We start from the raw sequence: 12277 nt of genomic DNA, 5'->3' as shown, positions 1-12277 counted from the left end.
AATACACGCGAATTAATCAGAGAGAAATAGCATGTTTGAATGGTTGGCAAGTCCCGAAGCCTGGGTTGCATTGGCAACATTAACGGCGTTGGAAATTGTTCTGGGGATCGACAATATTATTTTCATCTCCATTCTGGTGGGCCGCCTGCCCGAGCATCAGCGCAAGTTTGCGCGCAATGTGGGTTTGGGCTTGGCGATGATCACTCGTTTGGCGCTGCTTTTCTCCCTTGCGTGGGTGATGGGCTTGGTTGACCCGCTGTTCAGTGTTTTAGGCCAGGAGATTTCCGGGCGCGACATTATTTTGATTGGCGGTGGCTTGTTCCTGATTGCCAAGGCGACCCATGAAATTCACAGCAGTTTGGAGGGTGCAGTGGAAACCGAGCGCAATATCGCTGCCCATGGTTTGCTGATTGTGCTGGTGCAAATTGCGATTCTCGATATCGTTTTCTCACTCGATTCGGTGATTACCGCGGTGGGCCTGGTGGATCAGGTACCGATCATGGCCACGGCAATCATTATCGCGGTGGGCGTTATGTTATTTGCGGCTAAATCCATTGGTGAGTTTGTGGATGCACACCCGACTATCAAAATTCTCGCCCTGTCCTTTTTGGTGATTGTGGGTTTTACCCTGTTGGTAGAAGGTTTTGATGTGCATGTACCTAAGGGCTATATCTACTTCGCCATGGCCTTCTCGCTGGGCGTGGAGATGATCAATATTAAAATGCGTAAATCCACCGATAAACCTGTGGAGCTGCGCAAGGATTATCCGGGCGATCAAACCGAATCGCGCGACTAATTCCTGGGGTAGAAACCTGGATAAGCAAAAAGGCCGATCAACTGATCGGCCTTTTTCGTTTTAAACCACTTAAACCAAAGCGAAATCGCTTATTTCATATCGCTGATGACTTTTTGCAAGCCTTTGAGTGATGCCTCAACGCTTTGCATCGGGGTCATACCTTCAGGGTAGGATTCCTGTTCAACGACCAGCCACAGGGTGCCGCCGTAGGTTTTGTTGGCTTCGATCAGCGCTTTCCAGTCAGTGGTGTCCTGGCCGATGATCGGGTGCTCGGTATTGCCGGGTTTGGGCGCCGAGGCTTTGTAGTGGGTAGTAATGGTGCGACCGGGGTAAGCTTTGATAAAAGCGATAGGGTCTTTACCGGCCACTTCAGTCCAGCCCACATCCTGCTGCAACACGACTTCTTTGGTGGTGTTGGTGCCGATCACATCCCAAGGGGTCTCACCCATTTTGCCCAGCATTTCACCTTCGTGATTGTGGTAGCCGGTATGCATACCGTGGGGTGTGAGTTTGGTTTGAATTGCCGCGAGGTCAGCGGCAACTTCTTTGGCACCATCGGTAGTGAAGGCGCGCATATCCATTGGGATAATCAGGTATTTACAGTCGATCGCTTTGTAAAACGCGACAGTTGCATCAAAGTTTTCTGCATTCAACTTCTCAAAGGGTACGTGCGCGGCAGAGGCTTTGAGGCCGGTTTTATCCAAAAAGGCTTTCAGACCTTTGGGATCATTGGCGTAGGCGCCAAAATTGCCTGCGAACTCCACACCGTGAAAACCCATGGCTTTGAGTTTTTTCAAGGTGCCTTCAAAGTCTTTGGCGACGTCGTCTTTTACCGACCAGAGTTGCACGCTCAGTTGTGGTGAGGTCGGGGCCACATCGGCCGCCATGGCCGATAGGCTCACACTGGTGATAGCGGCCATGGTGAGTGCTTTTATTGTGTTGGACAGAGTCATAGTAGTTACCTTTTTTTGGGTTTAAATCTTTCCGAGTTTAAGTTGTTGCACTGCGTAATCCGCCGCACGGGCGGTGAGTGCCATATAGGTCAGCGAGGGGTTTTGCGACGCGGATGAAGTCATACAAGCGCCATCGGTGACAAACAGGTTGGGCACATCGTGCGCCTGATTCCAGCCGTTAAGCACTGATGTTTTCGGATCTTTACCCATGCGTGCGGTGCCCATCTCGTGAATGGACAAGCCGGGATTCCAATCGCGTTTTGCGCGAATATCTTTTTTGACATCTTTCAAGCCAATGGCCTCCAGCATATTGGCGGCGGTATCGGCGATGTCTTCCATCATTTTCCAGTCGTTGTCGGAAAAGCTGCAGTCGATATGCAATTGCGGCATGCCCCATTTGTCTTTCAACGTGGGGTGCAGCGAAACCTGGTTTTCATAGCGCGGCAACATTTCGCCCGAGCCGCTCAGGTTGAAATACCAGGGGCCGGGCTGGCGGATGGCTGCTTTAAAGTCGGCGCCAAAACCGTCGCTCGTGCCAATGTGCTCCCAATTGGCGCGCTGGGCACCGGCCATGTAAAAGTAACCGCGTTTGAAGTTGGGGTTTTTCTCGTTGTAGTCGCGGAAGCGCGGCATGACCAATCCAATCGGGCGACGGCCGGAGTAGTAATCCTCCTCAAAACCTTCCACCCGCCCCATGGCACCGGCGCCGTAAAGGTGATCCATCAAGTAATGGCCGAGCGCGCCGGAGGAGTTGGCGATGCCGGTAGGGAAGCTCTCGCTGACCGAGTTGAGCATGATTTGCGTGGTGCCCAGCGTTGAGGCGCACAGGAAAATCACCTTGGCGAAATACTCGCGGGTTTCCAATGTCTCGGCATCAATCACCCGCACGCCGGTAGCGCGATTGGTTTTGGGATCGTAAATCACACTGTGCACAATGCTGTTGGTGGCGATGGAGAGGTTGTTGGTCGCCAGCGCCGAGGGCAGGGTTGAACTTTGGGTGGAGAAATAGGCGCCAAAGGAACAACCTTTCTGGCACTCATTGCGCGCCTGGCACTGCAAGCGACCCTGCGCCAAATGGTGTGGTGCCGGTACCGACAAATGCGCAGTGCGGCCAATAATTAATTTACGCGTGCTCCATTTTTTTTCGATGCGCGCTTTCATTTCTTTTTCCACCGCGTTCATTTCAAACGGCGGCAGGAATTGGCTGTCGGGCAGGATCTCCAGATTTTCTGTGGAGCCGCTAATGCCCGCGTGCAGCTCAACTTTGTCGTACCACTGCTCAATATCCTTGTAGCGAATCGGCCAATCCACGCCCTCGCCATCGCGCGCGTTGGAATTAAAATCGTGATCGCTCCAGCGGTAGGACTGGCGATGCCAGAGCAGGGACTTGCCGCCTAATTGATTGCCGCGAATCCAGTCGAAGGGTTTGTCTTTGGGCGTGCTATAGGGAAAGTCCTTGTCATTGCCAAAAAAGTGTTTGGTGGCATCGTTAAAGGCGTAGCATTTTTTCTGCACATAATGCTGTTCATCGACAAGGGCTTTTTCGACCGCGCCGCGAAACGGCATCTGCCAGGCTTTCAGGCCTTCGCCGATGTAATCCTTGCGGTGTTCCACCGGGCGGCCACGTTCAACCATCAGGGTTTTTAATCCTTTTTCAGTCAGTTCTTTCGCGGCCCAGCCACCGGCAATACCGGAGCCGACCACAATTGCATCAAACACTTCCTGGGTTTTGATGATGTAAATATTTTTTTCCATGATGTTATTTCACCAATTTAAAAGGCGTTGCCATCAGTGCGAATGGATAGCAAAACGAGTGGGGAGCAAAGCGGCATAGAAGTTTGCGGCAGGCTTAAAAATTCAGTGCCCAAGCCCGGCCTATCTCTTTGAGTTTGAAGTTGCCCTTATAGCCACCCGGAATGGCGAGGTAGGCCAGCTCCTGGGTCGCACCCGGCTCGGAGGTGTAGTAGCCAAACACCACCAGCGCCTTGAGCTGCTTCAAACCTTTGCGGTCGGCTTGGCTAAAGCCGTTTTGCGCTTGTTCCATGGCATTGAGCAACTGCAATTGCTGCGCCTTGGTGAGGGTTAAAAATGCCTTGTTAAATTCACTGCGTGCGCCCGCTTCTATGCGCCCCAGTGTGGCCAGCAGCTGTTGCTGTTCGGCGCTGCTCGCGCAATAGGCGGTGTAGTGATTAATAAAGTCGTGCACACCGGCGGCAATTGCGCCCGGGGTGTCGGTGGTGGGAATAATAATGTCGCCCAACTCGCGCAGCAGTTGTAATTGATCGCTGCTGAGCAGGGTCTTTTTACGGCGGCTGAAATCGGTAGGGGCACTAAAGCTGGCGGCCAAGGCCGAGAGTGAACTGGCGGAGAGCGCCAAACCACAGGCCAACGCTAATTGTTTTAGGGCAGTGCGACGCGCTATGCCATCGCTGCCATAAGGCAGAGCAGAAAGGTTCATGGAGAGCCTCATAGTTATTGTGTGAACAGCTGTGTAAACGGTTATGTAAACCAGGGTTCAGATGCCGCGGCGGCTTATTATGGGGTTCTATATTGAACCTTCTCTCCAGCGCTTTACTTAATGCCATGCGTGCCTGAAATCATACCGCCCCAGAGTAGGGCAGATCGCAATTAGTGTAGAACCTGTCAGGGTTAAGCGGGGTCAATATTTGTAAATATGTAATCGTTTACAGTCGGGTAAAAAATGGTCTTTTATCGCTTATAAACAATCGTGATGATTGTCTGGTTAAGGCAATAAAAAGGGCATAATCCGCCCGTTTTATGGCTCTTGCTATGGCGCCTTCTGCAGCCACTGGGTGATCTGCTGCACTACCCAATGGCTGTCATCCATCGGTAAGTCGTGACCGGCAGTGGGGTGAATGCACAGCGGCCACTGGAAGCGCTGTGCCAGAGCCTCGCTGGCGCGGATGGATACCAAACGATCCTGTTTGCTAGCGAGTATCAAACCCTGTGGGAAATGACTGATTTGCGGGATAAAACTCGCCGCTGCCTGCAGCATGGTGATGATGGTATCGCGGCTGACCGGGCGCTGCTGCTGAATCGCCAACCACTGTTGCAAGCGCTGTTGGTAATCCGCCAGTTGATTGCTGACTTTGCGCAGCACCAAGGCTTCGCGCTGGCGCTCCGGTAATAGCAGTGCCAGCAGCATGGTGAACCAGGCGCCGGGGCGCAGGCGCCACCAAAAGGGTTGATTGCCGGTGCTGGAGTTAATCAGTACCAAGCCCTGAATTTCCTGCGGAAATCGCTGCACCCAGTCCAGCGCCACCATGCCGCCCATGGAAATACCTAACAAATACACCGGCGCGCCAATTGATTCGCTCAGGGGCTGGCCAAGGTGCACGTGCAGCTCAGTGCGCGCGTGATCGGTCATGGCACTCACGGAAGTCAGGGCAGTTTCCTGGTGGTATTCGCCGCAGCCGGGAAAATCGATACAGTGAACCTCGCACTCTGTGCCGAGCGCTTGGCATAGTTGTTGGCGCAGCTGGGCGGGGAACTCCAACCAATGGCCAGCTTCCCGCGCCAGCCCGCGCAATAAAACAAAATGCATGTTTATTTTCCTTAACTAAACCATAACTCATGGGCGCGTTGGGTCAGGTGGCGCGCACGTTCAGCATCGGGCAGCCAGCGCGAATGATTCAATGCCGCGCTCAACATAAAATCCAACAGCAATAAATGACGGCGCAATACCCGTGTGTGGCGATGCTGGGTTTGCGGGTTAAACAATCCCGCCATGTTGAATAATTGGCGCGGACTTTTTTTCACCCACAGCCAGGAACCCATCTCCAAGGTTAGCGGTAAAAAATAGGGTTGTTGTTGCGCGAGCGACAAATAATAAAAATAATCCCACAAGTCGCCGTGGGATAAATAATGAATCGATTGTGGCTCAAATAAATACGTGTGGTTTGGATAGCTGCGCTCCCATAAGGTTTTTAACGCAACATAATCGGCGATATTGCCAATTGGCTGTTTGCGATAGGCGTGGGGAAACCAGAGCCGATCCTGCATGCCCAAACCCGAATGCAAATCCACAACTGTGGCAAACGGGCGATTTAAAATTTGGCGTCGCAATAATTTTTCCAGCGCGCTATTTTCCACTTCCATTTGCCCGCGCTTGCGCCCGCGATACCAGGGCAAAAATGGCCCGAGTCGATGGCCACCACCCAGCAGTGGCACGCGCCCTTCGGCATCAATCGGCGCATTACGATTTAAATCCACCCCATTGCCATTGGCGCGCTGATTTAAATACATGCCTACCGGGTTGAGAATCGGCATAAGCACCAACTGCACTTGCTGCAACTGGTGCTGCAGACCGCTATCCCATTGCAAACGCTCTAACAGTGACTGCAGCCAGGCAATTAATACCTGGCTGCCAATGCGTTCAATGCCGTGAATACCGGCGGTAAATAATACGGTCGGCGCCTTGGCTGCGCGTGAACCGAGTGTGATGGAATAAAGCGGGAAATCGATATTGTTGTACTGCACCGTTTGTTCGCAGCGAGCATGCAGCAGCGTGCTGTGCTCGCGGATCAGGCGCTCCAATTGTAAGAGTTCGGGAATTTTTTGTTTGAAGTCGCAGCGCAATTCCACACTGCGCAGGCCGGGGTGTGGCTCGCTGGGCGGCGCGGCGGCGTCGCTGGGGCTGTGCATATTCATTGCCAACTCATTCTTAAAGTACCGCTATAACAATCCTTAATGAATTGAGCATAGCGGCTTTTCGCGAAGAGTTTTTTACACTTTTGTGACCGTTGTGTGTGATGACCCACGCGCTGCGCGGTTACGCAAAATGCTGCACAAAACGTTCATCTTTTTCCGGGTCTAATTCCCGAATCGGGCGAACTTCAATGGTGCCGATGCGCGCCGGTGGAATTTTGCTCGCGAGTTGAATAGCTTCATTTAAATCGCGTGCATCCAGCAAATAAAATCCCGCCAACTGCTCTTTGGTTTCCGCAAAGGGGCCATCGGTAATCAGGGTTTTACCATCGCGAATACGCAAGCTGGTGGCGGTGGTGGTGGGGTGCAAGGCGTTGCCGCCCAGCATTTTTCCACTCGCGTGCAAACCGGCACCGCAGGCTTCGCACTCGCGGTTGAGCGCTTGCCATTCCGCCGCGCTCATGTTGTTAATAATATTTTCGTCGTAATACACCAGGCATAAATATTTCATCGCGGTGGTTGCTCCTCTGGTTGGTGCTGCTTTGCTAATACCCTTGTTTACTGTTGAATGCTGTCCGGTTCCATAAACATCACTTCCCAGTGGTGCCCGTCCAAATCTTCAAAGCTGTGGTAGTACATAAAGCCGTGATCCTGTGCAGGCATAGGTGCAGTACCACCCGCTTCCCAGGCTTTTTTAACCATTTCATCCACCGCCGCGCGGCTGTCGCAAGAAAGGCAAATAATCACTTCCTTAGTGGCGTGGCCATCGGCGATGGTTTTTTTAGTGAAGCCCTGAAAAAACGGCTCGGTTAATAACATGGCGTAAATGGTGTCGCTGATTACCATGCAGGCGGCTTGCTCGTTGGTAAATTGTGCATTAAACGAATAACCCAAATGGGCAAAAAACGCTTTGGATTTTTCCAGGTCTTTCACCGGTAAATTAATAAATACTTGCGTTGGCATAAATGAATTCCTTGTGAAGGCAAAAAGTGAATTATTGGTAGCGCACCAGCTCGCTAAAACCGCCGTAGGCCATACGTCTAAAATCAAACAGCGAATCGTTATTGCACATCTCTTTCAGCCGCGGGTCGGCCATCACGGCGGCGTTAATTTTGTCGCGCGCGTCGCGTGAGGGGTACACAATCCACGCGAGCACAACCGTCTCGTTATCTTTACAACCGGCGGACTGTTTAAACGACACCATATCGGGAATGTTCAAGTCATCGCCCACGCATTCCCAATAGGCCAGGGCGCCGTGCTCCTTCCACACCGAACCGGCGAGGCTCGCCATTTTTTGATATTCGGCAATTTTTTCGGGGGCAATGGGCAGTAAAAAACCATCAACATAGTGAGTCATCATCTTTCTCCTTTCAGGGTGATTGGGATTTAACTACTGGGTAGTTGATTAATAGTCGATTGGGTTGGCGGTATTTCGACAGCCGCCGAAAAAATTATTTCACCAGCGCCAGGCGGCGCTGCAAAAAACGTTGCTCGGCGGTCTGTTGGGTGAGCGAGAGCGCCGTTTCAAAAGCGGCGATGGCTGCCGTATGCTCGCCCAGTTGCTGCAATAGTTCGGCGCGCGCGGCGTGGGTGAGGTGATAATCTTTTAGTTGGCCACGCGCCAGCAGCGTATCAATTAAAGCCAATCCCGCTGCCGGCCCATCGCGCATCGCAATCGCCACTGCACGGTTTAACTCCACAATCGGACTGGGGTTAATTTGCAGCAATAAATCATAAAAGCCCGCAATTTCCTGCCAGTCGGTGGCGGCAAAACTGGGCGCCTCGGCGTGCAGTGCTGCAATCGCCGCTTGAATACAATAGCTGTGCGCCTGACCCGTGGGCAGGGCGCGCTGGATTAATGCCGAGCCCTCGGCAATTTGCTCGCGGTTCCACAGCGTACGATCCTGATCCTCCAGGCGGATTAAATCGCCCAGGGCATCCAGCCGCGCATGGCGGCGCGAATCCTGAATTAACATTAACGCCAACAGCCCCAAGGCCTCCGCTTCGGGCAGCAACTCCACCACCAAACGCCCAAGGCGAATGGCCTCCTGCGCTAATTCCTGGCGAATTAATTCACTGCCCGAGGAGGCGGAATAACCTTCGTTAAATACCAGATAAATAACCTGCAGCACCGCATCCAGCCGCGCGGGCAATTCGCTGCGCGTGGGAATTTCATAGGGGATTTTGGCGTCGCGAATTTTATTTTTAGCGCGCACTATGCGCTGCGCCAAGGTGCTGGGGGTGGTGAGAAATGCGCGTGCTATAGCTTCGGTGGTCAGCCCGCAGACTTCGCGCAAGGTGAGCGCCAGTTGCGCTTCCGGCGCGAGGCTGGGGTGGCAGCAGGTAAATATCAGCCGCAGCTGATCGTCCTCCAATAAATGCTCGTCCCAATCCTCGCTATCGCTAATCGCCGCTTCCAGTTCCTCCGCAATATCCACCAGCGCCGTTTGAAACCGCGCTCGTCGCCGCACATGATCAATCGCCTTAAAGCGCCCGGTCGATACCAACCACGCGCGCGGATTGTTCGGCACGCCATCCACCGGCCATTGCTGCAACGCCGCCGCAAATGCATCCTGCGTCGCCTCCTCCGCCAAATCAAAATCTTTCAACAACCGAATCAACGTCGCCCGCACCCGCCGCGACTCGCTGCGATAAATGGCATTAATTTGAGTTTCGATACTGGCGGGCATAATTAATTAAATTCCATGCCAAAGGATTGATTTGTAAGTAGGTTGGCGGTGAGGAACGAACCCCAGTATGACTATTTTTCCGTAAATACCATTACTTAAATTCTTGCGCTGTTATTTTTTGTATAAATAAAAATTTGTGCCGTTTTCAATTGCGAATATTGCGGGGCATTCCTCACCTGTAGCCTACAGTGTTCCCCGTTCTATTAGAAATTTACGCAAGCTACGTTCTTCACGACACACATGAATAATATGAACGGTTTTTTTGTCTGTGCGGTAAAGTACCCGGCAGGGGGATGCTGTCAGCTCTCGATAATTCAGCTCAGGAATCGCTAAGGGAATTTTTCCCGATGTGGGGAATTGTTCAAGGCGTTCAACTTTGGCAAGAATATCCGCTACCAGTTCTGCGGCTGCAGTGGGATTGCTCAGGGCGATGTATTCAGCGATTTCATTGAGGTCGTGAGCTGCGGCATTAGTCCATATTATTTCAGCCATTTCTTCAGCTTTTCCTTAGCTTGTGTGTGTGTTAATACGCGCCCTTCTAAAATATCCTTTTCACCGCGTGCTATTCCTTCTAATAGCTTCATGCGGTCAATCATAAATTCATAGTCTTCAACATCAACTAAGTAAGCTGAAGGCAAACCATGCTCGGTGATAAGCACAGGTTCTTTAGTGTCATGCAGCTCAGCCAAAATTTTGGTGGCTTCACGTTTTAGAGTGGTAACAAGCTCGGTTTTCATGGTCGCACCCAATAAGTGAGAGTGTCACTATAGTATCACTCTGTTTTTAAACAGGGCAAGCGTAGGTTGGCGGCTAAGCCGCGCAGGGTGAGGGGCGAACCCCAACATAATCATATATCCGCAACTACTAATGCCAAATTTGTGCACTGTTGTTTTTCTTATAAATAAAGTTATGTGTGAGAGTGATTACGAAAATTGGGGTTCTTTCCTTACTCAAATCTATGCGCTGTTTGAGGGTGAGTTGCAGAAGTTGTATCAATAGTTTAGGAAAGCGATTGGCTAAAAGACTGAATCGCAGAATTCGGTTTTTTATTTCCTAATAATTGTATGTCCGCTTTGAGTATTGCTTTTGACAGAAAACTTCTATAATCCATTTGCCTGCATTTTTTGATGGAGGCAGAGGATTTTTAAGCAGGATAATTATCAGGAGCATATTTATGAAATTTAAAAAGGCTTTATGGAAAGGATTGTTTGCATTGTTTGGCTTAGCTAATATTGCAATTGCGGCACCAGAATCATTAATGACTATATCTCCAGGATCTGGTCAGTATGTATATCCACAGAAGTTTGATATATCTATTGATATTTCATCTTTGCAATACCTGCCCAGCCCCTTGGCTCCACCTTATTATGATCCGACATATCCTGGTTCATTTATTCGAATTAATGCTTTTGTTAACGGAGTTGATGCAACTTCATGGTTTAACGAGTGCATGCAGGAGTACAGTATTCCCGAATTTAATTCACGGTTGTTATTGTGCAAGGTTGTTGACCATACACCATTTCAACCGGGAACTAATGTTTTACGCGTTGAAATTTTTGACGGCATGGAAATTAATTATGCTGAAGTGGTTTATGAATTTCAGGCCGCACAGTTAGTAGCTAAATCTTTACCCTACCGATTAAATGTTCAAGGGCAAAGTGTTAATACATCAAGTGGTGTGCAGGTGAATTATGGTCAAGTAGTGCATATATCGGCCACTGGCACAGTTAACACTTGGCCTTCAAATCCATCATTTCCAATTTCTACACCCAGAGGCACACAAGTTTGTGCAAGTACGAGCACTTGTATAATGCCTAACGTTCCAGTGGGGGCATTGCTGGTAAAAATAGGTGCGTATGGTAGATGGATGTATGCAGGGACTAATTACAGATTGGTTGCAGATCGCCCGGGAGAATTGATTTTCGGTGTAAATGACAAATCTGAACAAGTTGCTACATCAGATAACATAGGTAGCTACCAGGTGACGATTAGTAAATAAAATTTGGTTGCACAATGAAAGAGCTGAATTGGCGCCAATTCGGCTCTTTTATCGACTGTAAATAAATGTAGAAATTTATAATCAATACTCGAATGCCAACTTATACTCGAGTCCTTTCTTAACCGTTAACCATTCCTGATCAATAATCGAAAACACCACAGTGTCGCGGTAAATTCCTTCAGCATTTTTTTGATGATTGCGTAATATTCCATCCTGTTTTGCACCCAGCCGCGCAATTGCTGCGCGCGATGCCTGGTTATGCCAGTGGGTACGAAATTCTACGGCAATTGTGTTGAGTGTTTCAAAGGCATGCGTCAGCAATAAATATTTGCATTCAGTATTTGTGCCGGTTTTTTGAAATGACTTTGCGTACCAGGTGTAGCCAATTTCGACGCGTTTATTCAGCGGGTCTGCATTGCAATAGCGAGTAGTACCGATAATTTTTTGCGAGGCATTTTCAATCACCACAAATAACAACGCGCGGTCGTTCGTTTGATCTGTGAATGCCTGATCAAGATAAGAATCAATGGTTTTGCTGTTTGGTACAGAGGTATACCACAGGTTCCATAATTCACCATCGGCGGCGGCTTCAGCTAATCCACCAGCGTGCTCGCGTTTTAATGGAGCGAGGGTGACGAGGTTGCCTTTTAGTGTGGTTTCGTAAAGCCAGCTACTATTCATGGTATTCCTTTTGAATTTGTCGATTGGTTATTTCTTGTGAACGTGGGTTTGACAGCAATTCTCAGCAATAAAATTTTTATTAAAACCACACCAACCCTTTGTAGGGTTTTTCTTTCAATGAGTCTAAACGGGTTTGCAAATCGCCGCAGTGGATTTCCAATTTATGTCCATCGGGATCAAGGAAATACAAAGAATCACCTTCGCTGGTATTTTTCTTCCATTCAATGACATTCGCTTTGCGCAATTGCGCGGTGACTGTATTGAAATTATCCGCTTCGCAGTCGAGTGCGATATGCGAGTAGTCTTGGCTTGGAATTGCTGTGTCACAGGATAAGCAGAGCCATAAATTCCCCAAGCTTAAATAGGCGCCTGCATCCCAACGGGCATGGGGTTTAAAACCCAATAGGCGGGTGTAAAAATCAAAAGAGGCATCAAGATTGTTGACTGCAATGGTGATGTGGTTGAGTCCGGTAAGCACTATCTCAATTCC

At 50.0% G+C, this 12277-nt stretch carries 15 protein-coding genes; 2 read left to right on the top strand and 13 right to left on the bottom strand.

Annotation, left to right across the window (positions count from 1 at the left end; translation table 11 throughout):
- The first annotated feature begins 31 nt into the window (after positions 1-31).
- Positions 32-796 carry a TerC family protein gene (locus O59_RS17665; protein WP_007645097.1) on the top strand — a complete coding sequence of 255 codons (765 nt, stop codon included), beginning with the start codon at positions 32-34 and terminating at the stop codon, positions 794-796.
- An 89-nt stretch (positions 797-885) separates the two neighbouring features.
- Here O59_RS17665 and O59_RS17660 read toward each other — a convergent pair whose 3' ends face one another.
- From O59_RS17660 to O59_RS17610, 11 genes are all read right to left on the bottom strand, one after another.
- The gene (locus O59_RS17660) at positions 886-1749 is read right to left on the bottom strand and encodes a sugar phosphate isomerase/epimerase (protein ID WP_007645095.1); all 864 of its coding nucleotides are present in this window, start codon (positions 1747-1749) and stop codon (positions 886-888) included.
- 21 nt (positions 1750-1770) lie between these two features.
- Positions 1771-3504 (bottom strand): GMC oxidoreductase, encoded by a 1734-nt coding sequence (locus O59_RS17655; RefSeq protein WP_007645093.1) that lies wholly within the window; start codon positions 3502-3504, stop codon positions 1771-1773.
- Positions 3505-3598: 94 nt separating this feature from the next.
- Positions 3599-4207 (bottom strand): gluconate 2-dehydrogenase subunit 3 family protein, encoded by a 609-nt coding sequence (locus O59_RS17650; protein WP_007645092.1) that lies wholly within the window; start codon positions 4205-4207, stop codon positions 3599-3601.
- Between the two features lie 330 nt (positions 4208-4537).
- Positions 4538-5314, bottom strand: coding sequence for an alpha/beta fold hydrolase (locus O59_RS17645; protein ID WP_007645091.1), 777 nt, complete (start codon positions 5312-5314; stop codon positions 4538-4540).
- A gap of 11 nt (positions 5315-5325) precedes the next feature.
- Positions 5326-6420, bottom strand: a complete 1095-nt coding sequence (locus tag O59_RS17640; protein ID WP_007645090.1) for a DUF2817 domain-containing protein — start codon at positions 6418-6420, stop codon at positions 5326-5328.
- Positions 6421-6541: 121 nt separating this feature from the next.
- Complete coding sequence (locus tag O59_RS17635) at positions 6542-6928, bottom strand: YciI family protein (RefSeq protein WP_007645088.1); 387 nt, start codon at positions 6926-6928, stop codon at positions 6542-6544.
- Positions 6929-6975: 47 nt separating this feature from the next.
- Entirely contained in the window at positions 6976-7380 is a 405-nt protein-coding gene (locus tag O59_RS17630; RefSeq protein ID WP_007645086.1) for a VOC family protein, read from the bottom strand.
- A 31-nt stretch (positions 7381-7411) separates the two neighbouring features.
- Positions 7412-7777: a DUF1428 domain-containing protein gene (locus O59_RS17625; RefSeq protein ID WP_007645085.1), complete on the bottom strand. Its 366-nt coding sequence runs from the start codon at positions 7775-7777 to the stop codon at positions 7412-7414.
- 91 nt (positions 7778-7868) lie between these two features.
- Entirely contained in the window at positions 7869-9107 is a 1239-nt protein-coding gene (locus O59_RS17620) for an RNA polymerase sigma factor (protein ID WP_007645082.1), read from the bottom strand.
- A 183-nt stretch (positions 9108-9290) separates the two neighbouring features.
- Positions 9291-9599 (bottom strand): type II toxin-antitoxin system RelE/ParE family toxin, encoded by a 309-nt coding sequence (locus O59_RS17615; protein ID WP_007645080.1) that lies wholly within the window; start codon positions 9597-9599, stop codon positions 9291-9293.
- A complete protein-coding gene (locus O59_RS17610) occupies positions 9587-9844 on the bottom strand; it encodes a type II toxin-antitoxin system Phd/YefM family antitoxin (protein ID WP_007645078.1) in 258 nt (85 codons plus the stop codon). Before O59_RS17610 ends, O59_RS17615 begins: the two co-directional genes overlap by 13 nt.
- A gap of 437 nt (positions 9845-10281) precedes the next feature.
- Here O59_RS17610 and O59_RS17605 point away from each other — a divergent pair, with 437 nt between their 5' ends.
- Positions 10282-11106 (top strand): hypothetical protein, encoded by an 825-nt coding sequence (locus O59_RS17605; RefSeq protein WP_040393321.1) that lies wholly within the window; start codon positions 10282-10284, stop codon positions 11104-11106.
- A gap of 81 nt (positions 11107-11187) precedes the next feature.
- On the opposite strand, the gene O59_RS17600 is transcribed toward O59_RS17605, so the two are convergent.
- Both O59_RS17600 and fos read right to left on the bottom strand, forming a co-directional pair.
- The gene (locus O59_RS17600; RefSeq protein WP_007645073.1) at positions 11188-11787 is read right to left on the bottom strand and encodes a GNAT family N-acetyltransferase; all 600 of its coding nucleotides are present in this window, start codon (positions 11785-11787) and stop codon (positions 11188-11190) included.
- Between the two features lie 79 nt (positions 11788-11866).
- Positions 11867-12265, bottom strand: coding sequence for a fosfomycin resistance glutathione transferase (gene fos, locus O59_RS17595; protein ID WP_007645071.1), 399 nt, complete (start codon positions 12263-12265; stop codon positions 11867-11869).
- Between the last annotated feature and the right edge of the window lie 12 nt (positions 12266-12277).

This window comes from Cellvibrio sp. BR, assembly GCF_000263355.1.
Classification (GTDB): Bacteria; Pseudomonadota; Gammaproteobacteria; order Pseudomonadales; family Cellvibrionaceae; genus Cellvibrio.
This window is presented reverse-complemented; position numbering and strand designations above follow the sequence as displayed.